Annotated in this window: 18 protein-coding genes; 7 read left to right on the forward strand and 11 right to left on the reverse strand. The window is 71.8% G+C overall.

What is annotated here, in order from left to right:
- The first annotated feature begins 512 nt into the window (after positions 1–512).
- Positions 513–1,274, forward strand: a complete 762-nt coding sequence (locus ACH4ZX_RS07395; protein WP_398268896.1) for a DUF1775 domain-containing protein — start codon at positions 513–515, stop codon at positions 1,272–1,274.
- Positions 1,275–1,376: 102 nt separating this feature from the next.
- Here the strand turns inward: ACH4ZX_RS07395 and ACH4ZX_RS07400 are convergent, their stop codons facing one another.
- Positions 1,377–1,721 carry a hypothetical protein gene (locus tag ACH4ZX_RS07400; protein WP_398268899.1) on the reverse strand — a complete coding sequence of 115 codons (345 nt, stop codon included), beginning with the start codon at positions 1,719–1,721 and terminating at the stop codon, positions 1,377–1,379.
- A gap of 457 nt (positions 1,722–2,178) precedes the next feature.
- Here ACH4ZX_RS07400 and ACH4ZX_RS07405 point away from each other — a divergent pair, with 457 nt between their 5' ends.
- On the forward strand, positions 2,179–3,534 hold the full coding sequence (locus ACH4ZX_RS07405) for an erythromycin esterase family protein (protein ID WP_398268902.1): 1,356 nt from the start codon (positions 2,179–2,181) through the stop codon (positions 3,532–3,534).
- Between the two features lie 54 nt (positions 3,535–3,588).
- Here ACH4ZX_RS07405 and ACH4ZX_RS07410 read toward each other — a convergent pair whose 3' ends face one another.
- On the reverse strand, positions 3,589–5,049 hold the full coding sequence (locus tag ACH4ZX_RS07410) for a tetratricopeptide repeat protein (RefSeq protein ID WP_398268906.1): 1,461 nt from the start codon (positions 5,047–5,049) through the stop codon (positions 3,589–3,591).
- A 41-nt stretch (positions 5,050–5,090) separates the two neighbouring features.
- On the opposite strand from ACH4ZX_RS07410, the gene ACH4ZX_RS07415 reads away from it, so the two are divergent.
- The gene (locus ACH4ZX_RS07415; protein ID WP_398268909.1) at positions 5,091–5,426 is read left to right on the forward strand and encodes a hypothetical protein; all 336 of its coding nucleotides are present in this window, start codon (positions 5,091–5,093) and stop codon (positions 5,424–5,426) included.
- Positions 5,427–5,586: 160 nt separating this feature from the next.
- Here the strand turns inward: ACH4ZX_RS07415 and ACH4ZX_RS07420 are convergent, their stop codons facing one another.
- A complete protein-coding gene (locus ACH4ZX_RS07420) occupies positions 5,587–6,150 on the reverse strand; it encodes a TetR/AcrR family transcriptional regulator (protein ID WP_398268912.1) in 564 nt (187 codons plus the stop codon).
- Positions 6,151–6,290: 140 nt separating this feature from the next.
- Here ACH4ZX_RS07420 and ACH4ZX_RS07425 point away from each other — a divergent pair, with 140 nt between their 5' ends.
- Together ACH4ZX_RS07425 and ACH4ZX_RS07430 are read left to right on the forward strand one after the other, a co-directional pair.
- Complete coding sequence (locus ACH4ZX_RS07425) at positions 6,291–7,577, forward strand: oxygenase MpaB family protein (protein WP_398268915.1); 1,287 nt, start codon at positions 6,291–6,293, stop codon at positions 7,575–7,577.
- Positions 7,578–7,717: 140 nt separating this feature from the next.
- The gene (locus ACH4ZX_RS07430; RefSeq protein ID WP_398269141.1) at positions 7,718–8,161 is read left to right on the forward strand and encodes an MscL family protein; all 444 of its coding nucleotides are present in this window, start codon (positions 7,718–7,720) and stop codon (positions 8,159–8,161) included.
- 91 nt (positions 8,162–8,252) lie between these two features.
- Here ACH4ZX_RS07430 and ACH4ZX_RS07435 read toward each other — a convergent pair whose 3' ends face one another.
- From ACH4ZX_RS07435 to ACH4ZX_RS07470, 8 genes are all read right to left on the reverse strand, one after another.
- The gene (locus ACH4ZX_RS07435) at positions 8,253–9,248 is read right to left on the reverse strand and encodes a formylglycine-generating enzyme family protein (protein WP_398268918.1); all 996 of its coding nucleotides are present in this window, start codon (positions 9,246–9,248) and stop codon (positions 8,253–8,255) included.
- A complete protein-coding gene (locus tag ACH4ZX_RS07440) occupies positions 9,241–10,941 on the reverse strand; it encodes a WD40 repeat domain-containing protein (protein WP_398268921.1) in 1,701 nt (566 codons plus the stop codon). The genes ACH4ZX_RS07435 and ACH4ZX_RS07440 overlap by 8 nt, the downstream gene beginning before the upstream one ends.
- Positions 10,938–11,657, reverse strand: coding sequence for a GTP cyclohydrolase II (ribA, locus tag ACH4ZX_RS07445; protein ID WP_398268924.1), 720 nt, complete (start codon positions 11,655–11,657; stop codon positions 10,938–10,940). Before ribA ends, ACH4ZX_RS07440 begins: the two co-directional genes overlap by 4 nt.
- Positions 11,641–12,951, reverse strand: a complete 1,311-nt coding sequence (locus ACH4ZX_RS07450) for an MFS transporter (protein ID WP_398268927.1) — start codon at positions 12,949–12,951, stop codon at positions 11,641–11,643. The genes ribA and ACH4ZX_RS07450 overlap by 17 nt, the downstream gene beginning before the upstream one ends.
- Positions 12,948–14,843, reverse strand: a complete 1,896-nt coding sequence (locus tag ACH4ZX_RS07455) for a PQQ-binding-like beta-propeller repeat protein (protein WP_398268930.1) — start codon at positions 14,841–14,843, stop codon at positions 12,948–12,950. The genes ACH4ZX_RS07450 and ACH4ZX_RS07455 overlap by 4 nt, the downstream gene beginning before the upstream one ends.
- A gap of 424 nt (positions 14,844–15,267) precedes the next feature.
- On the reverse strand, positions 15,268–15,849 hold the full coding sequence (locus ACH4ZX_RS07460) for an NADPH-dependent FMN reductase (protein ID WP_398268933.1): 582 nt from the start codon (positions 15,847–15,849) through the stop codon (positions 15,268–15,270).
- Positions 15,850–16,240: 391 nt separating this feature from the next.
- Positions 16,241–17,281: a helix-turn-helix domain-containing protein gene (locus ACH4ZX_RS07465; RefSeq protein WP_398268936.1), complete on the reverse strand. Its 1,041-nt coding sequence runs from the start codon at positions 17,279–17,281 to the stop codon at positions 16,241–16,243.
- Between the two features lie 129 nt (positions 17,282–17,410).
- Positions 17,411–18,745, reverse strand: a complete 1,335-nt coding sequence (locus tag ACH4ZX_RS07470; RefSeq protein WP_398268939.1) for a PLP-dependent aminotransferase family protein — start codon at positions 18,743–18,745, stop codon at positions 17,411–17,413.
- A 131-nt stretch (positions 18,746–18,876) separates the two neighbouring features.
- Between ACH4ZX_RS07470 and ACH4ZX_RS07475 the strand changes: the two genes are divergently transcribed.
- Positions 18,877–19,653 (forward strand): crotonase/enoyl-CoA hydratase family protein, encoded by a 777-nt coding sequence (locus ACH4ZX_RS07475; protein WP_398268942.1) that lies wholly within the window; start codon positions 18,877–18,879, stop codon positions 19,651–19,653.
- A 105-nt stretch (positions 19,654–19,758) separates the two neighbouring features.
- Positions 19,759–20,406: a hypothetical protein gene (locus ACH4ZX_RS07480; protein ID WP_398268945.1), complete on the forward strand. Its 648-nt coding sequence runs from the start codon at positions 19,759–19,761 to the stop codon at positions 20,404–20,406.

Below are 20,406 nucleotides of genomic sequence, written 5' to 3' on the forward strand. Positions count from 1 at the left end.
GCTCGCCGCCCAGGCCGTACTGCACCGGGAGTTGACCCGGGCCGACGGCACGCGCCACCCGAACGGCCATCGCGCGGCGAACACCATGGACGGCCATGTCGCGATGGTCCACGGGGACGGACCCCTCGCGATGGTCCACGGGGACGGTCATGCCTGGCATCACGCGTCGGCGGTCATGACGACCGCCCACATGGCCGCCGCGCTGGTGGTCGCCGTGCTGATGCAGCGCGCGGACGCGGCGGTGGCGGCGGGACTGGCCACGGCCCGCGCGGTGCGCCGTGTCGCTGCCGCCGTCGTGGCCCGGATGGTGCCGGCCCCGGACACCGCCACCGTCCCCGCCCCGCTCGCCGTACGGCCGGCCGGCTGCTTCGCGCCTCCGAGGGCGCCGGGGACACGAACCCTGGAACACGCGCTGGTGCGCAGGGGACCACCGGGACGCGACCGCGTCCCGAACCGTCCCTTCACCCGGGCCAGGGCTTCGGCCTGCCCGGCTTCACCAGCGAGGAATCCTCATGCCCATGCCCATGCCCATGCCCATGCACCGCCCTGCCCGTACGCTCCGCCGTCTCGCGCTCGTCGGCGCCGCCGCGCTCACGGCGACCCTCTCCCTGGCCGGACCGGCCTTCGCCCATGCGGAGGTCGAGGCCGACAAGGCACAGGCCCTGGCCGAGAACGTCACCCTCACCTTCGTCTCCGAGGCCGAGTCCGACGACGCGGGCTTCCGCACCGTGCGCGTCGTCCTGCCCGAGGGCATCGCACCCGCCGACGTCACGCTCGACGAGGCGCCGAAGGGCTGGAAGCTCACGGTGACCGACGACGGCTACAGCGTCGGCGGGACCGCCCTGAAGCCCGGCGTCGACGCCGAGTACAAGATCAGGGTGAAGCAGTTGCCGGAGGCCGAGCAGCTGGTGTTCAAGACCATCGAGACCTACAGCGACGGCGAGATCTCCCGCTGGATCGAGCTGCCCGGCGGCGGAGCGGAGCCCGAACAGCCCGCGCCGGTGCTGAAGTTGAAGGCCGCCGCCGCGGGAGCCACGCCCATCGGCCACAGCCCGACCGCGACCCCCAGCCCGACCGCGCCGGCCACCGAATCACCCGCGGCCCTCTCGCCCGCGACCGCCTACGCCACGGCCGCGTCCGACGCGGCCACGTCCGACGGGGACGAGGGCGGCTCGACAGGGGTGATCGTCGGCGGAGTGGCCGCCGCGGTCGTCGTCCTCGGCGGCGGCGCGTGGTGGCTGGCCAGGCGCCGCCGTGCCTCGGCCGGGAACTGACGGACGGAGCGGGAGTCCACGGGGCGTGCGAATGCCGCCCCGTGGCTCGGCGGAACGGGTGAACCGGTGACCGCGAGCCGGAGGGCGACGACGGCCGGTCCGCTACGACGTCCGGAACGCCTCCAGCGTCTCCGGCTCCTTCGCGCTGACGATCCAGCGCGAGCCGACGAGGTACTCGCCCCCGCGGTCGGCGGCGGAGTCCAGCCAGGTCTGCTTGTACCTCTCCTCCGGGAAGGCGGTGATGAGGTAGTCGACCTCCGGCGTGCGGCACAGGCCCTGGCGCAGTTCGTCCGCCTCGACGCGGATCTCCGGCTCGCAGCCGGTCAGCTCGGCGATCACCTCGACTCCGGCCGGCGCGACGACCCCGGCCGCCGGCGCGGCGGAGATCCTCGGCGGACCGGCTTCCCCGGCCGCCTGGTGCCCCGACCAGTACCACAACCCCGACAACGTGGCCGCCTACGCCCCGCTCGCCCGTGAACTCCGGCGCCGTCTTCGACGACACCTACGCCCGGGAACGACGACACCTACGCCCGGGAACGACGACACCTACGCCCGGGAACACGGCCTCCTGGGCCACCTGTGGAGCGGCCCGATGAAGTCCCTGTGGAGCAAGACCCGCTCCTTCCCGCCCGCCGTACGGCTCCTGATGGTCCATCAGTTCGCCATCAGCCTTGCTCATGCCCTACCTGGCCGCCCACCTCTCCGGGAGCCTCGGACTCGCCGCCTGAACCGGACGCCTCACCCTCCGGCAGCCCGATCCCGTAGCCGCCTGAGCAGGCCGGGGGCGCGGTCCCCGCCCCGGTGGGCTACCCCGATCGGCCCAACGAGCGGTCGTCGGGCGGGCGGGCCGCCGGTGCGTGGAACATCCTGGCCCGAGGGGGGCCGACGTGAGGAGTACCGGCCCATGAAGTCCGCGTCCCACATACCCCGCCCTCGTCGCGGTGCCCTGCTGGGCCCGCTGGCCCTGCTGCTGACGGTGGTCGTTCCGGCGGCGCCCGCCCGGGCGGGCGGATACGCGCCCGACCCGGTCGTCGCCGAACTGACCCGGGCGGCGTCCGCGCTGTCCCCCGGCGAACCGACGGACGACCTGGCGGATCTGCGGGCGCTGGGCCGGGCCGTGGACGGGGCGGTGATCGTGGGGGTGGGGGAGGCCACGCACGGCTCGCACCAGTTCTTCACCCTCCAGCAGCGGGTCTTTCGGTACCTGGCCGCGGAGAAGGGGTTCACCTCCTTTGCCAGGGAGGCGGGCTGGGACGCCGGCCTGCGCATCAACGACTGGGTGCTGACCGGCAGGGGCGACATCCGCCGGATCATGCGTGAGGCCTTCCGGAGCGAGGACCGGCTGTGGAACAACCAGGAGTACCTGGACCTCTTCGAGTGGATGCGCGCCCACAACGCGCGCAGCAGCCGCAAGCTCCAGTTCGTGGGCGACGACATCGCTCCCATCGAACCCGTGCTGTACGACAGGGTGCTGCGGTACGTCGGTCGCCGGTTCCCGGGACTGCACGCACGCTTCACCGACCTCTACCGGGACCACCCCACCGGCGAAGTGACCGCCGCCACCCGCGAGTTCACTAACCGGCCGCAGGACCGGCGGCTGGACCTGGCCCGGCGTACCCGGCAGGCGTACGAACTGCTCCGCTCGCAGCCGCCGGGCAAGGACCGCGAGGAATTCGACTGGACCGTCCAGGACGCCCGGGTCATCGCGCAGAGCACCCGTTTCTACGCCTTCGACAGCAGGACCCAAAGGGCCCGGCAGGATCTGTACCGCGACGAGCAGATGGCCGCCAACCTCGCCTGGTGGTACGAGCACACGGGCAGCAGGACCGTGCTCGCCGCGCACGACGGCCACGTGGCTCTGGTCAGCAACAGCCCCGCCTATCCCCGGCCGCAGGGCGCCTTCCTGCGCGACCGGTTCGGCGCCGGGTACCTCAGCGTCCGCACCAGCTTCGGCGAGGGATCCTTCGTCGCGTACGACCTCCTCAGCCCCCTCCAGCCCCGGCCTCCGCGCACGTTCACCGTCGGGCCGCCCGTCCGGGGCACCAACGAGTACACCCTGGATCTCGTGCCCCAACCGGACTACCTGCTGGACCTGCGCACCGTCCGGCAACCCGCCCGGCAGTGGCTGATCGAGGCGCGCCCGACCAGGGAGATCGGCACCGAGTGGCCCGAACCTCCGGCCATCACCTCGCTGCTCAGGAGCTCGGACCTGCTGATCCACTTCCACCACGTGGACGCCGCGCGGCTCCTGCCCCAGTAGGGTGCGCGGGTGCTGATTCCCGCCTGACCCCCGCCGGCGGAACGCGCGGATTCATCAACTCGGTCCCGCGGTGCCAGCGGTATCGCGGGTACCAGCGGTATCGCGGTCGTCCCGGGAGCCGGCTTCCGGGACGACCGGCGTCGTCAGCGCGTCGAGGCGGCGGCGGACATGGTGGGCCGCGGTGTCGCGTCGCTGGGCGTCGTAGAGGTCGAGAGCCTGCTGCCAGGCCTCACGGGCGAGCGCGGGCCGGCTCATGGCCAGGTGGGTCTCGGCCATGTTGGCGAGGGTGTCGGCCTCGCTCGCTGAGTCCGCGTGTTCACGGAACAGGGCCAGGGCCTGCTGGTAGTAGTCCAGGGCCTGAGTGTGCCGGCCGGTGTGGTGAGCGATGTAGCCGAGGCTGTCGAGGGTCGATGCCGCGTCGGCGGGGCGCGCGTGCCTGCGGTACAGGCGCAGCGCCTGCTCGCAGTAGGTGCGCGCCTGCGGATGGCGGCCGAGCTTGGCATGCATCCAGCCGACCGCGTTGAGCTGGTTGGCCTGCCAGATGAGGTTGTCCAGCCGCTGGTACAGGGACAGGGCGCGCAGGGCGTGTTCGAGGGCGCGCTCGTCGTCGCCGTACTGCTCCCAGACCCGGCCGAGGGTGCGGCAGATGTGTGCCTGGCCGGCGGTGTCGTCCACGCGTTCGGCGAGCGTGAGGGCGAGACCGAGATGCTCCAGGGCCTCGCGGTGCTCGCCGGCGAGGGCGCGGGCGTGGCCGAAACGCCAGTGCGCCAGAGCCCTGGGGACAGGGGCGTCGCCGTGCTGTTCCGCCGCCGTGAGGGCGGTGCGCCAGACAGTGCGGTATTCCGGCAGGTGGTAGCCGCCCTGGTGGTAGGAGATGAGCGTCCAGGCCAGTTGCCAGACCTGGGGGTGACGGCCGGTGGCCAGGGCGAGGGACTGCACGGCGAGCAGGCATTCGTGTTCGGCGTCGAACCACTGGAGCGCGGCCGCCGCGTCCGCCGGACGCACCGGAGCGCACCCGGGCGCCGGCGGTTCCAGCCGGGGCTCGAAGGGGGTGTGGGGGCCGTCGAGGAGCCGGTTGGCCGCGAACGCGGTGTGCAGATGGAAGTCGATGAGCCGGGACAGGGCCGTCTCGATGTCCCGGTCGGGCCGGCCGCGGGCGAGTTCGGCGGCGTAGAGGCGGACCAGGTCGTGCATGCGGTAGCGGCCCGGGGTGCCCTGCCGTACCAGGTGCGCGGCCACCAGCTCGGCCAGGAGTGCCCGGGCGCGGGCCGGTGCGAGGGCCGCGAGGCTTGCCGCCGCCGGCAGGCTGATGTCCGGGCCCGGGGCCAGGCCCAGAAGAACGAACAGCTTCCCGGCCGACGGGGTGAGCGCACGGTGCGAGGCGGCGAAGACCGCCCGGAGGTTCGCGGTGAGGTCGCCGATGTCCAGCGCGTCGAGGCGCTCGGCGGCCCGGCTCAGTTCCCCGGCCAGCACGGCGAGTGTCGACTCGGGGTGGGCCGCGGCGCGGGCGGCCACGATCCCCAGGGCCAGCGGCAGCCCCGCGCATCGTCACCACCGTGCTGGGCGCGCTGACCCTCACCGCGGCATCCGCCGGTCTGTGGGCGGCGCCGGCCAACGCGAGCGACGTCTACCAGGGGAGCGACTGGGCGAGCCACGCCTACGACGGGACGTGGTTCGACTACTGCGACGGCGAGGACGACGGCCACTCCGTGTGGGGCGGCTACTACACCACCACCTCCAGCGCCTACCAGGTCTCCAGCCCGGTCAACGGATACTGCGACACCGAGTTCGTGAGCGGTGTGCTGACCAACCTGAGGATGGTCGAGGACAACCCCTCCAGCAGCACCAACTACTACGGCGCCTGGCACGGCTACCCGGTCGCGGGCAACTGACCGCAACTGCCGCGCCCTTCGTGAGTGAACCCCGGCGGCTGGCCTCTCCGGGCCCGCCGCCGGGGCACACTGCGCACCGGCTGCCTGCCGGCTCGCGGGTTCCGGAGCTCTGCCTGCCGGTGACCGGCACGTGTCCGGCGGGCATGAGGGTCTTCCCGGTTCACGGCACCGGCCGCAGATAGCTCAGGGCGAGATGGGTGAGCTCGTCCAGGAAGCGTTCCCTCGGGATGGGCGGCCTGTCCAGCAGATAGCGCACGGTGAGGTGCTCGACCATGCGCACCAGCATCCAGACCGCGGTCTCCAGAGAGGCATCCGATCGCAGCCCCGGACGCTGTGTGGTCAGGTAGGCCAGGACCAGTTCGCCGATCCGCTGCTCGAAGAGCCGCAGGGCGCGGCCGTCGTCGAGCCGGGGACCGTGCTCGACGACCGCGCGCAGAAACGGCGGTGCCACGTCGAGCCCGTCGAGCAGCACGGCGAGCGTGCCGTGCACGATCACCGGCGCGGGCTGCTCGAACTGCTCCGTCATCCGTGCGGTGACACGCGAGACGAGTTCGTCGCCGTAGTGCTCCAGCACGGACAGGACGATCGCGTCCTTGTGCGGGAAGTACTGGTACAGCGAGCCGGGACTGATGCGCGCCGTCGCCGCGATCCGGCTCGTGGAGGCGCCTTCGTAGCCGTACTCGGAAAGTATCTGTTCGCCGGCGTCGAGGATCCGCCTCACCATCACCCGCGACCGTTCCTGCCGTGGTGTTCTGCGCGGGGAAACGCGAGTGCCCGGATCACGTGGCGCGTGCCGGCGGGGCGATGACATGCGGATCAGGACGCGAATTGAACGCGAGCACGGTGGTCGGTCAGCATCGACTCATGGTCGCACACGAGTCATCGCGGGTCGACACCTCTGCCGGGGCGAGCGACACGGCACCCCCTTCGTCCCGGTCCCGGTTCCCCCGGCGCTTCCGGGAGACCGAAGCCCTCAACCGCCGTCAGGGACGGCCGCTGCGCCTGCTGCTGCTCCATCAGGGCGGGGTCGACGAGGAACTCCTGGCCACCATAGGCAAGCGGCTCATGACGCGCGACGAGGTCGGAGCCGCCCTGGCGAACGCGCTGCGCAGCGACACCACGGATCCGGACAAGGTCACGATGAAGCAGTTCCGTCGCGCGCTCGCCGACGGCATCGCCGCGGTGCCCGATCCTCCGCAACCGCTGAAGGACTTCTTCGCCGCCGTCGAACCGGTACCGGACTGGGTGGACTTCGACCTGGTCAACGAGGGCGGACGGGTGGCCAGGAGGTTCGGCCGCAGTGCCGCCGACGTCATGATGCAACTGGCGCTGATCGGTTCCTACCGCTTCGACGGGCCACCGCGTGTGCTGGTCGAGACCGGAGGCCTGACCGGCGGGTCCGCCCTCCAGCGGATCGCCGAGACCCAGCAGTGGGCGACGGCGGTCAGCGGCCACGACGCCATGCGCCGCGACGGGGCGGGATTTCGGCTCACGGTGCACGTCCGCCTCATGCACGCCCTGGTCAACCACCAGATCGAGCACAGCGGCCGCTGGGACGCCGAGCGCTGGGGACTCCCGGTCAACCAGGCCGACCTCGCCGCCACCCTCGGCCTCTTCAACGCGGTCCAGCTGCTGGGAGTCCGCCTGCTCGGCGTGCGCGTCACCCGCGCCGAGTCACGGGCGTTCATGCACCTGTGGAAGTACGTCGGCCACTTGATGGGGGTGGACCAGGACTGGCTCCACGACCGAGAGCTCCGGCAACACCGGTTCAACTACCATCTGCTCCTCACCCAGAGCTACGGCGGTTCGGCCGGTCCGCCCCTGGCCAACGCGCTCGTCGAAGCGCAGGGCGAGCTGCGGTTCACGCGATTCGCCCGGCTGCGGCGGGCCTACGCCCGCGCACGACTGCTGAGCATGCTGCGCTACTTCCTCGGCCGCCGGGGCATGCGCGATCTGCGGTTGCCGCCGGCCCTGCCCTGGGCCGTGCCGCCGATCATCGTGGCCAACCTCTTCCGCCACCAGTTCCTCGGCCGCACCGAGGCCGGCCGCCGGTACCTCCTGCGCAGCGGTGACCGCTTCATCCGGCGGAACCTGCGCCGCTACTTCCGTGACCAAGTCCCCGATGTCGCACCGATCGACATCAGGCACTGAGCACCGTCACCAGCCGACGTCCGCCCGGGAGGATGGGGCGATTCCCGCGCGTCACACGTCGCCTCACCGCACCAGGTCGCTAGCGTTCTGACGACAAATCGGTCAAGTCAGTCGAATCGGCGCCGACGCGGAGAGACGAGATACTCAGGGGATTCAAGAACTTTTTGATGCGGGGCGACATCGTCGTCGTGGCGGTCGGACTGATCGTCGCGCTGGCGTTCAACACCCTCATCATGTCTTTCACGGACAATGTGATCAACCCGATCATCGCGCGGGCGCAAGGAGGCCGGACCTTCGGGCTCGGGTGGCAGCTCGGGCGGCCCGGGAACAAGGCGACCTTCCTCGACATCGGCTCGTTCATCTCGGCGGTCATCTACTTCGTCATCTTCATGGCCGTCGTCTACTTCCTGATCGTCGTGCCGTACAAGAGGATCCAGGCCCGGCGCGGGGTGGCCGCCTTCAAGGAGGCCGGCCCGGTGAAGACGTGCCCCGCCTGCCTCTCCGAGGACCTTCCCGCCGCGGCCGGCAAGTGCCGCTACTGCGGGACCGACCAGCCCGCGGCGGGCACGGCGCAGCACCAGTAGGCGCGCCGGCGGTGGCGGCGCGTCGAGCTACGGACGGAGCGGCTCGACCGGCTGCCCGCGGTATGCCGGTCGGCGCTGGTCGACCGGCAGGTCACAGGGATTCGGCGAGGCGGAACCCCATCGCGTAGAAGGCCCGGTGGTGCCTGCCGTGGCGGCGGCGGCAGCGGGCCAGGTCGGTGTAGCGGGTGAAACTGCCGCCCCGGGCCACGCGGTAGGAGGCACGGCCCGCGGCCAGGTCGTCGTCGACGGCCGGGCCGCCCGGATAGGGGCGGTAGTCGTCCGCGACGTACTCCTCCACGTTCCCGGCCATGTCGTCCGCGCCGAACGGACTGCGGGCCGTCGGATAGATGCCCACCGGCGTGGTGCTCAGCGGGCCTGTCTCCACGGTGTTCGCCAGGCCGTCCCCGGCCTCCTCGCCCCACGGATAGGCCCTGCCGTCCCCGCCCGAGGCGGCGTACTCCCACTCCGCCTCCGTGGGCAGCCGGAACGCCCGCCCGGTGCGGTGGGCCAGCCAGGCCGCGTACGCGTCGGCGTCCTCGGGGGCGACGCTCCACACCGGGTGGTTGGCCAGGTGCGGCGGGTACACCCCGAACTGCCACGACGAGGGCAGCGGTGTCCCGGGACGCTCGGTCAGAAAGGTCCGGTACTCCTGATTGGTCACCGGGTACCGGGCGATCCGGAAGGACGGGATCCACGTCTCGTACTCGGGGGTCTCCTTGACGATCCAGTCGCGGACGACCCCGACATGGCTCCAGGCCCTGACCACGGCGTCAACCCGGTCGGGGTGCAGGCCCAGTCGGACGCGGGCGGCCGGAACGTCCAGCATGACCGGCCGGTCCACCTCGATGCGGGGGTCGCCGAGCAGCGCGAGGAGCATTCCGCAGGCCAGCCGGGTCAGGAAGTCGGCTCCCGGATCCTCGGCCAGCCGGGCCAGCTCCTGCGGACCGGTGCCCGCGAGCCGGCGGCACCGGGCGCCGAGCCGCTGGGGATCGACCCGGTCGACGAACGAGGCGGGCAGCCCCATCGCCGTCCGGTCGTCGAGCAGGTTGGGGTTGACGGCGGCCGCGCCGGCCGCGAGGTCAGCCACGAGCGCCGCCCGGAGCCGCGGGGACCGGGTAGACGTCGCCGTCGTAGGAGGAGGCGAGGAAGCGGTCCCCGGCCGCGTCGTAGTACAGGCTGGAGATGCCGGCCGTGGTCGGCCGGCTGACGTGCGGCCAGTCGCCGGTGCGCACGTCGTGGACCGCCACCACACCCGAGTACGAGCCGGTCGCGACGAGTCGCCCGTCGCGGGACGCCGCGACGCACTTGATGGAGTGGTCGTGCGGGGTGGAGACGGAGTGCGCGCTCTCCCCCTCCCAGACGCGAAGCCGGAGATCCCGGCTGACGCTGACGAACCGTCCGCCGGTGAGCGCGGCGCAGCCGTTCGCGATCTTTCCGTGGGCGTCGGGGAGCCGGCCGGTCTCCTGGAAGGTCTTGACGGAGAACCAGCTCGCGGAGCCGTCCGCGCAGACGGCGAACAGCGTGTCCCCGGAGACGGCCACTCCCTTGACCGCGTTGGAGTGCAGCGGCAGCGTGGCCACGTGCGCGGTCGTGCCGTCCTGCCGCAGGGCGAACACCAGGCCCTCACCGGTGTAAGCGCCGACGACCACGTGCGGTACGCCCTCGCGGACGAATCCCGTCGCGCAGTTCAGCGGAGAGCGGTGCTGGTGGAGGACCTCGCCGGTGCCGGCGTCGAAGACCCGGCCGAGCTGACCGCCGGTCAGGATCCTGCCGCCGGCCTCGACGAGGAAGTTGCAGAGGCTGCCCGGCTCGGACAGCGGTCGTCCGTCCGCGCGGACCACCCCCGCGTCCCCGACGGTGCAGACCTTGCCGTCGACCGTGGTGACGGCGTTGACGCACCGGGTCGGCTCGACGCCGGTCAGGTCCCATTCGCCGGTGTCGAGGCGGTACGTGGCGTACGCGGACCCGAACGTGGCGAACGCCAGCGTCGTGTCGTCCACGAACGCGCAGGAGCGCGCCCAGATCTCCGCGGGGAACTCGGCCACGTGCCGGCGGACGAGGCCGTCGGAGGTGTCCCAGACGCGCACCGTCCGGTCGTAGCTGAGGCTGACCAGGCGCCCGGTCGCGGCGTGGTGGACGAGCCGCTTGATGCCCGCGTCGTGGGCGGGGTGGCGTGCGGTGCTCCCGTCCTCGATCCTGATGATCGCGCCGTCGTCGTTGCCCGCGTAGACCACGCCGCTTGCCGTGATGGCGATCGTGTCGGTCTCCACGCCGTCGAGGTCGATGTCGGCGACCATCCGGCCGGACCCGAGGGACCAGCGCTTGATCGTGCCGTCGTCGCTGGAGGACAGCAGCTCGTCGGTGTCCGCCAGCCATTCCACGGAGATCACATCGGCCGTGTGCCCCTCGAACGTCGCCACCAGCCGCCCCGACACCTCGAAGACCCGGACGCGGTGGTCGCGCGACGCGGTGGCGACCAACTGCCCGGAGGGGTGGAACGCGGCCATCTCCACGTCGTCCTCGTGCTCGCCGTAGACCGCCTTCAGCCGCAGGTCGGGGACCGACCACAGGCGGGCGGTGTAGTCGCTGGACGCGCTGAGCAGGCTGCCGCCGTCCGGGCTGAACGCGACCTGGTTGGCGAGATGGTCGTGGAAGGAGCGGGCGAGGGGTTCGCGGCGGCGGGCGTCCCACAGGACGACCTGGTTGTCGTACCCGGCCGTGGCGACGTAGGCACCACCGAAGGCCGCGACGCCGCTGATCGGACCGTTGTGCCGTATCACGCTGACTTCTCCTCCAGACGAAGGGAATGCGAGGTCTGCACGACCTTGGCCATGAGGTAGGCGGTGTTGTGCGGGTTGGCGAAGACGCCGGTGCGGACGGTGCGCCGGACGGCGACCCCGTAGCCGGTCAACTGGGACCGCTTGTCGGGGTTGTTGGTGAGCAGATCGACTTCCGAGTGCCCGAGCGCGCGCAGCATCTGCGCCGCCACGGCGTAGTCCCGCAGGTCCTCACCGAGACCGAGCGCGCGGTTGGCCTCGAAGGTGTCCATGCCGCGCTCCTGGAGGAGATAGGCGTCCAGCTTGTTGTAGAGCCCGATGCCGCGGCCTTCCTGCCGCAGATACACCAGGACACCGCCGACCTCGCCGATGTGCCGCAGCGCCTCCCGCAGCTGAGGACCGCAGTCGCACCGGGCGGAGCCGAACACGTCGCCGGTCAGGCACTCGGAGTGCAGCCGGACGAGCGGGACGGGGTTGTCCGGCCCCAGCCGTACGGCGATGTGCTCGTGCGGGTCGACCAGTCCGCTGAACGTCACGGCCTGCGCGGGCACCGGCTCACCGGATCCGACGTCGATGGGGATGCGCACGGTGGTCCGCACGGAGGCCGGGGGAAGCGTCGCCGGACCGCCGTTCGTGGCGGCGGACGGCACGGTGGGACCGGGCGGGACGGACGCGGCGGCCGGGACGTCGCGGGCGGCGTGGTCACGCAGCTGGTTCATCGGTCACTTCCTTCTCTGCCGGCTCGATGGGTGGGACGACCGTCGTCCAGGCGCTGCGTGCCGTGTGCACGTACCACAGTCCGGCGCCCGACACCGCGGCCAGCACCAGGAACGCCGGGCGGGTACCGAGGGCACTGCTGAGCAGGGGCGTCACCACGGGGGAGAGGAGTGCGGCCCCGCCGGTGAGCAGCCACAGCAGTCCCGAGGCCCGGCCCAGCACGGTGGCGGGAAGGAACTTCACGCGCATCATCACCGCCGTGCTCAGCACCGCGCCCTGCCCCACCGCGCCGAGCGCGAGGGCGGCGAGGAACAACGGCCACGAGGGCACGGCCAGCAGAAGGAGCGACACGGCACGCACGGTCATGCCCAGGACCAGCGACAGCCGGGGACGGAACCGTTTCCGCTGAGCCACCAGGAGGTTTCCGGCGAGCATGCACACGTTCATCACGGTCAGCGCGGTGGCCGCCTCCCGGGCCGAGAGACGCCAGGTGTGGCCGAGCTCGTAGATGATGAGCGTGTTGAGGCCGGCGCCGCAGGCGATGCCCAGCGAGATCTGCGCCGCCAGCATGGCCAGGATGCGGCGGTCGTCACGGATCGCCCGCCAGCCCTCCGTCAGTTTCCAGGAGGTGGACCCGGCTCCCGGGCCGCCGGCGCGGGAGCGGGAGGCCGGCGGGTGGATGCCCATGGCCCACACGCCGATGGGCGCGAAGAACGTCAACAGGTTGAACCAGAGCAGCCCGGAGTAGTCCAGCCACGGAAGTGTGGCCGTCACGATCAGCGGGCCGATCAGGGTGGAGGCGAAGAACAGGCTGTTCAGGGTGCCGCGGGCGCGCACCTTGCACTCGGGGAACATGCCGGGGATGCCCGTCATCCACCCGGTGCGGTAGGCCGTGCCTCCCGCGGCGAGCAGCAGCGCGCAGACGAACAGCAGGGCGGTGTCGTGGATGCCCTCGCGCAGCAGCAGGTTCATGGCCAGGGCCGCCGCGGCCTGGAGGAGCAGTCCCGGCACCACCAGCACCCGCGGCCCCCAGCGGTCGGCGGCGACCCCGAGGGACGGCGCGAGCAGCAGGGCCACCGGCACGGCGCCGGCCAGCACGGTCATCACGGCCAGTGAGCCGGTCAGTTCGTACATGAGCAGGGGAAGCGCCGTGGCGTACACCGCTTCCCCGATGTTGTTGACCGTGTTGCCGAGAGCGAAGACCATGAACCGGCGGCTGCGGAAGGGGGACGGCTCGAGCTCGTCGTCCGAACCGGTCGGCTGGGCCTTCTCTCCGGCCGAGGCGGGCCCCGTCACGGCCGCGTGACCGTCACATCGACGGGCGATCCGGGGAGCCACAGATCACGTACCGCCGTGAGCACTTCGGCGCCGTCGCTCCGGTCCAGCCGGTACAGGCGCACATAGCCGCCACGCCCGCCCACGACGACGTACGGGTCGCCGTGCGGTCCGCGTACGGCCGCCATTCCCTTGGGGAAGTCCGGCAGGTCCTCGTGCAGGGCGAGGAGTTCGCCGGACTCCTGGTCGTAGGCGGCGATCTGCATGCCGTAGGTGATCGCGCAGACGGTGCCCTCGATGACGGCGCAGTTCTCGGTGGTGTTGTCGAGCAGCTCGCTGTAGCGCTGGTCGATCTTGTCGCCGCCGACCTCGAACTCCTTGATCCCGCCGCCCCCGGTGGCCCGCACCCGGTCGCCGTCCACGATCAGCCGTTTGGGGTAGTTGCCCAGTTCCGCCGTCCAGGTCGCCGTGGAGTCCGCCGTGTACGCGTTCATGAGACCGTTGCGGGTGGCGAGCAGCCGCCGTCCGTCGAGGAGGTAGGCGCTCGCCCAGGCGCTCGCGGGCAGGTCCTCGATGCGGCCGGTCTCGGCGCCGGTGGCCGCGTCGAACTCGATGCCGCCGCCGTTGCACGCGACGAACAGCCGGGTGCCGTCCGGCGACTGGGCGAGGGTGTGGACGATGCCCGGCACCTCCCGCTCCCACAGCGTCTCCCCGCCGCCCGACACCCGGCGCACGGAGGAGGGCCAGAAGACGCCCGCCCAGCCGTCGTCGGCGACGGTGACCCGGCGAGTGAAGCCGAGCCCGCTGACGTACCGGTCCGTCACCTGCAGGGACGGGTGCCCGGGGGAGGGTTCGACCAGGCGCAGCCGGGCGGTTCCGTCATCGGTCGCGGCCAGCAGCGACGGACCGTCGCCGGGCAACGGCTGGAGGTCCCAGACGCACTGCCGGGCGTAGCGCAGCGAGCCGATGTGCTGCCCGTCCGGACCGAGCGCGGTCACCTCGCCGTCCTGGGTGAGGACGTAGACCCGGTCACCGTCCCCGACCGTCACATCGATGATCTGGTGCGGGAAACCGCGGACCCGGTCGGCCACGGTCAGCTCCGGGGCCGAGTTGTCGAAGATGAGCAGCTCGCCGTCGAATCCGCCGCAGTAGGCGCGGGAGAAGTCGCTGGAGAACGCGAGCCCTTCGACGTCGTTGCGGGCGAAATCGAGCCGCTGCTCGACCGTTCCGTCCAGCCCGACGGTCACCACACCGTTGGCGATCTTGTAATGGTCGCCGATGCCGGCGTCGGTCGTCGCCCAGAACCGCTGGTGGCGCTCGTCGTACAGCACGCGGTGCACGTTCGAGGTGTCGATCTCCACCACGGTCGGGAAGGACAGGTCGTCCAGCGAACCGAGGTGGATCCGGCCGTGCCGGTCGGAGACGGCGTGTATGCCGGGCGCGTCGGTGCAGAACCACTCCAGCATGTCGTAGCCGTGGGGCCAGGGGACGATCCGGTCGACGGTGAACGTGGCCAGGTCGATGACGACCAACTGGAAGTAGCCGTTGTTGAGATAGGCCTTGCCGTTCCAGACTCCGACGCCTCGCAGCATGGTCGGCGACGGCTGCTCGCCCTCCAGCAGCAGCTCACGGTCGGCCGTCGCCCGCGCGTCCAGCCGGTCGGTCAGGGCGAGGCTGTCCAGGTCCCAGCGCGAGATGTTGCCGATCTTGTCGCGGGTGATGACCGCGTCGTCGGTGAAGGCGATCGCGTACACCGGGTCCCCCGCCGGAGCCTGCGCGGCCACGCTGGAGGAGGAGGACCGGACGCGGTTCAGTTCCGCGTCGAACCAGTGCAGGGCGCCTCGGACGTCGGCCGCCAGAATCCCGTGCCCGGGCCGGTGGACGATACGGGTGATGCGATCTTCGTTCGGCACGTGCACGATCCTCCTGGGTGCGAGGTGGGAAGGCGGGGAGCGGCGCACCGGGTACGGCGGGCCGCGCGGTGGGATGTCCGGGCGCCGGGGCCGAGTGGTGACGCCGGCCGCTTCCCGGGGAAGGCTCGGCGCCCTCCCCGGGAAACGGTTCCGACGTGGATCACGGGTCTCAGATCTCGCCACGCAGGACGCGGCGCACGGGCTTGGTCATGAAGATCACCTCCTCGCCTGCATCTCGCCGGTACGCGAACCGCCGGCCGGCTCGCCTGCTACGACGCTCAGATCTCGCCTCGCAGGACGCGGCGCACGGGCTTCGACATGGGGATCACCTCGCCTTCGGTCACCGGGGAACAGGACGAGGAGGCGTCCGGTCGAGCAACGCCCCCGTGGCGGCCGTGGAATGCCGGCCACCGGGGAGGTAGGGCTACAGGGGGATGCGCGGCTGCTGTCGCAGGAGTGGGACGCGCTGGGCCAGGGTCGCCTCCACCAGGCTTTCCAGCGAGGCGACGACGGAGGGGGCGGTGAAGCCGAAGGCGTCCGACGGCAGCGCCTCCCCGTTGCCGATGGCGACCGGCGCGTGGTCGACCATGATCGCGCCGGCGCGCTCCAGCACGGAGTGCAGACCGGGCCTCGCCTCGGCTCCGGCCTTGCGCCCGGACGACGCGGTGACCACCGCGACCGGTTTGCCGGTGAGCGCGCTGTCCCCCCAGGGGCGGGACAGCCAGTCCAGCGCGTTCTTCAGGACGCCGGGTGCCTCTCCGTTGTAGGAGGGGGTGCTGATGATCAGTGCGTGGGCCGACTCCACCAGCGCGCGGGCCGCACGTACGGCCGCGGATCCGTCGACCGCGTCCACGTCCTCGTCGTAGTAGGGCAGGGCCCGCAGGTCGAGGCCGGGCGTCCGGACCGTGGGGCGGTGCGCGGTGAGGATCCGGCGCACGGTGGCGATGACGGCGGAATTGACCGATCCCCGCCGCAGACTGCCCGACACCAGGAGAATCGTGGTCACGCCTCGCTCCTCATCCACGCGGGGCGCGGTCGGCGGCAGGGGCCCGATCATGAAGGGCGTGGACTCTCACAGCCGACTCGAACGTCACCATCGTCGTCACCACGATGACTTTTCCGTCCCTCCGGTCGCATGGACATCACTGCCGCACACGACCGAACGTTCGCACGGCGGCCCAGGGGACACCAGGCGGAACTTGGCCGTCCTGTTTTCGACTGGTCCCCTAGGGACGCATCGTTCACGGAAGCGACGCGAACCCGTCCGGGACCGTCGGTCCCTCGGCGAACGGGTCGGCATGTGGCTTGTGGCGACGGGAGAGGTGACCGAAGGGACATGGTGCGACCGCGGGGCCGGGTGAACGATTTCAGACATGTCAAGCAAGTTGATCGTTTTTTTACCGGCTCATTTTCTTTCGGTCGGTGTTCCGGCTCCCGGTGTTCCGGCTCCCCGCCAGCCGGGATCCCTCGGGCGTGCGGCGGTAGAGCACCGACCGGCCGGACCGGGCGCGGGCGACGAGACCGGCCCGGTGCAGTACACCCAGGTGGTACGAGACCGTGGCCGGGCTGAGGAAATGACGTGCCGCCAGCTGCGCGGTGGAGGCGGGTTGCGCCAGCGCGGTGAGCAGCCCGGCGCGGGTGGGCCCGAGCAGCCGGGCCACCTCGGCGGAGGGGGCCGCCGGGGCGACGGCGCCGGTGATGGCCTTGTCGCGCACGGGATAGACGAGCATCGGGGGCCGGTCTCCCGCGCGCGTCGGGTCCACGGCCACGCCCGGCCCGGACGCGACGAGTGACGGTACGACGACCACCAGGGGCACGGGCAGCGCGATCCGGAACCGGCTGTCGACGCGCAGCGTGCCGTCGGCCCACCGGATGCCCGGGTGCAGGGAGTTGAAGAGCCTGGCCGCGCCGTGCCGGGCCAGCATGCCGGCGCATCGGTCGACCTCCGCGTCGAGGACGGCCTTGGCCGCCTCCCAGTGCGGGGCGAAGGCCAGCTCCCAGTAGCGCCGCATCTCGTCCGCGGCCTGCCGGGCCACGTGCGCGCCGCCGCGCGCCATGGCGCGCCGCACCCCGGCCGGCAGCTCGGAACCGGCGAGGCCGTGGCGCGGCCGCCCCTCGCGCAACGCCTCCAGCTCGCCCAGCACACGCTGCGGCGGGGTGCACCGGACCCGCTCCAGCTCCTCCTCGACGGTGGGGGAGGGGCCGCACGGGTGCGGGCTGAGGAAGTCGGGCACGTATCCGCCCTGCTCCAGGGCCAGTTCGGACAGCAGGGGCAACTTGGCCCGGCGCAGCACGCGCCGCGTACGGGCGACCCACGGATCGGCATCCGGGGCCGGTCGCAGACCCCAGGGCAGCAGGGTCGCGACGACCTCGTGCAACGGCGAGACCGAGAAGCGGGAACGGGCGAGCCCGGCAGCGTCCACGGTCAGCTCGATCATGCCTCTCCCCGGTGTCCGATCCCCCGCCGGCCGCGCGGCCGCCCCTTCGAACCTGCTCGAATCCTGACACGGAACGTCCCGGTGGCAGGCCTGATCACCACGTCCCGCTGCGCGGAATTCGACGACGTGTCACGGGGGGACGGCGTCGATCGCGTCCTTCAAGCAGCGCAGCACGGCGCCGAGTTCGTCCCGGGGCGGTGTGGCCAGTGCCAGCCGGAGCGCGTGGGGACGGTGCGGGCCGGTGGCGAAGGCGTCCGCGGTGGACACGAGGATCCCTTCCTCCGCGAGCACGGCCGCGACGTGATCGGGGCGCTGGTGCGGCTCCAGGCCGACCCACACGATGTAGGAGACCGGGTGTGCCGTGATGTCCAGGCCGGCGAGCGCGGCACGGGCGATGTCCTGCCGGGCGGCGGCGTCCTCGCGGCGGTCTTCCTCCAGGCGGGTGACCGTTCCGTCGGCGATCCAGCCGGTGGCGAGTGCGGTGACGACTCCCGGCGTCCCCCAGGCCGCGGTGCGAAGAGCGTTCACCGCTGCCCGCAGATGACGGTCGGGCAGGACGGCGAAGCCGAAGCGCAGGCCGGGTGCCACGTTCTTGGACAGACCGGCGACGTAGCAGGTGCGTTCGGGTGCCAGGGCCTGCAGCGGTGGCGGCGGCGAGGGTTCGAGGAAGGCGTAGGTGCCGTCCTCGACGATCAGGCAGTCGTGCGAGCGGGCGAGGGCGGCCAGCCGGTCGCGCTGCTCCCGGTCGAGCACCCAGCCGAGCGGGTTGTGCACGGTCGGGATCGTGTAGACCGCACGGACGGGCCGGGCGTGGCACAGCTCATCGAGCGCGTCGAGGTCCGGTCCCCCGGCCGTGACCGGGACGGGGGCCAGGTCGAGGCCGTGCGCCGCGGCGAGGAGCTTGATGCCCGGGTAGCTGAGCGCGTCGACGGCGAGGACGTCACCGGGCCGGGTGAGCGTGCGCAGCACGACGTCGAGCGCCTGCTGGGTCCCGCTCGTCAGCAGGACGTTGTCCGGCACCGTGTCGATCCCCCGCCCCAGCAGGTAGGTCGCCACGACCGCCCGGTCGTGCCGGTGTCCGCCCGGCGGGTGCTGCCGCAGCAGCGCCTCGACGTCTCCCGACACCGCCATCGTGCGCAGAGCCCGCCGCAGCAGGTCGGCCTGTCCGGCGGCCAGCGGCTGGTTGAAGGACAGGTCCGCCGTCCGGGGCACCGGCAGGGCGCGTGACGGTTCGAGCCCGTCGTAGCCGGAGCGCACCCGGACGAACGTTCCCCGGCCCGGCTCTCCCACGACCAGGCCGAGCGCGGCGAGTTCGGCGTAGACGCGGGTGGCGGTGGCCAGCGCGATCCGCCGCTCGCGCGCGAGAGCGCGGTGCGTCGGCAGCCGGGTGCCGGCCGGGATCGCGCCGGAGCGGATGGCCGCGGCGAACTCGTGGACGACGGCCTTGTAGGAGGACGGTCGCATGCGGCACCTGCCGTCCGTCGCGGAGGAGGGTCGTGGAAGGGCGCCAGTGTATCCAGGACAATCAGTGGATCGTCCTGGATCGCGGCTCGTAGCCTCGGCGGGTCCGAACCCAGGCGAAACGGAGTGGCGGCATGACCGTGCGTATCGAGCGGGACGACCAGGTCGTAGTGATCACCATCGACCGGGAGCACAAGCTCAACGCTCTTGACTACCCGACGATCGACGCGCTGCTCGCCCAGCTCGACCTCGTCGACTCCGACGACGGCGTCCGGGCGGTCGTCCTGACCGGCGCGGGGCGCAGGGCGTTCAGTGCCGGCGCGGACATCCCGTCTCTGGCGGGCAGCATCGCCGGCGGGCCCGAACGAGCGGTGCGCGAGATCGTCCGCCGGGGACAGGCGCTGACCCGGCGGATCGAGGAGTTCCCCAAGCCGGTGATCGTCGCGGTCAACGGCCTGGCCTACGGAGGGGGTTGCGAGATCACCGAGGCCGCACCGCTCGCGATCGCCGCGGAGCACGCGACCTTCGCCAAGCCCGAGATCTCCCTCGGCTTCCCGCCTCCCTTCGGCGGCTCCCAGCGCCTGCCACGACACGTCGGCCGCAAGCGCGGCCTGGAGATGATCCTCACCGGCGACCCGATCCCGGCCGCCCGGGCCGCCGAGCTGGGCCTCGTCAACACCGTCGTACCGGCCGGCGAACTCCTCGACGCCGCCCGGGACCTGGCCGCCCGGATCATCCGGCACGCGCCGACGGCCGTAGCGGCCTGCCTGCGCGCGGTCACCCGCGGCATCAACCTGCCGATCGACGAGGGCCTGGCGGTCGAGGCGGCGTCCTTCGCCGCCACCGTCCCCACCGACGGCGTACGAACCGGCCTGCGACGCTTCCTCGACCGGACCGCCGCAGCCGACTGACTCGACGACCTCGGCCGAGGCCGACTCGAGCTCAGACAACGAGACCTGGGGGCGGCACACCTCGTCATGGCCTGCCGGTCCGGTGGTGGCCGTACGCTGATCACCATGGGGCGGAAGAAGAGCGGCCGGTTCGCTGCGAACAAGTTCAAGGACACCACGCAACGCATACGGGCATACCTCGACGAGATCGACACGTCCGGGCTCAGTGACCAGGCGGTTACCTGGTCCTACGAATCAGCGCTGATGAAGACCAGCGTGGCCTTCGAGAGCCTGATGCTGGAGTGTCTGATCGTGGCGCTGAACAACGACTCCAAGCCGTTCAGTGAGCACACCAGCATCGCCTTTCCGAAGCACATGACGGAAAAGGTCTGCGAGCACCTCGTCACCGGAGGCGGCTATTTCGATTTCGCCGGCCGCGACGGTCTGCTCAAGACGGTGAAGAAGTTCACCGGAGGCGATGGCCACTACCTCTACGACGCTGTGAAGAACAGGGCTTACTTCCACGCCCTGGCGTTGTTGATCGCTTTGCGGAACTACGCGGCCCACGAGAGCCCGCAGAGCAAGCAGACGCTGCGCAAGGCGATCGTCGCCCACCGCCTCGGGATCGTCGGCAACCCCACTGCGCATCAGCTCAAGGGGGCGAACGCCCCTACCGCGGCCGGTGCATGGCTGAAGAGGAAGAAGCGCTTCGCCTTCATCCTCGATGCGCTCGACGCGCTCGCAGACGAGATCCATCAGGGCGCTCCGTACTGA

Source organism: Streptomyces sp. NPDC020490, assembly GCF_044335305.1.
Taxonomy (GTDB): Bacteria; Actinomycetota; Actinomycetes; order Streptomycetales; family Streptomycetaceae; genus Streptomyces.

Excerpts from the sequence above, each read along its gene's own strand:
- ACH4ZX_RS07480 (WP_398268945.1), top strand. The coding sequence starts at position 19,759 with ATGGGGCGGAAGAAGAGCGGCCGGTTCGCTGCGAACAAGTTCAAGGAC.
- ACH4ZX_RS07395 (WP_398268896.1), top strand. The coding sequence starts at position 513 with ATGCCCATGCCCATGCCCATGCCCATGCACCGCCCTGCCCGTACGCTC.
- ACH4ZX_RS07405 (WP_398268902.1), top strand. The coding sequence starts at position 2,179 with ATGAAGTCCGCGTCCCACATACCCCGCCCTCGTCGCGGTGCCCTGCTG.
- ACH4ZX_RS07425 (WP_398268915.1), top strand. The coding sequence starts at position 6,291 with ATGGTCGCACACGAGTCATCGCGGGTCGACACCTCTGCCGGGGCGAGC.
- ACH4ZX_RS07465 (WP_398268936.1), bottom strand. The coding sequence starts at position 17,281 with ATGATCGAGCTGACCGTGGACGCTGCCGGGCTCGCCCGTTCCCGCTTC.
- ribA (WP_398268924.1), bottom strand. The coding sequence starts at position 11,657 with ATGAACCAGCTGCGTGACCACGCCGCCCGCGACGTCCCGGCCGCCGCG.
- ACH4ZX_RS07420 (WP_398268912.1), bottom strand. The coding sequence starts at position 6,150 with ATGGTGAGGCGGATCCTCGACGCCGGCGAACAGATACTTTCCGAGTAC.
- ACH4ZX_RS07470 (WP_398268939.1), bottom strand. The coding sequence starts at position 18,745 with ATGCGACCGTCCTCCTACAAGGCCGTCGTCCACGAGTTCGCCGCGGCC.
- ACH4ZX_RS07475 (WP_398268942.1), top strand. The coding sequence starts at position 18,877 with ATGACCGTGCGTATCGAGCGGGACGACCAGGTCGTAGTGATCACCATC.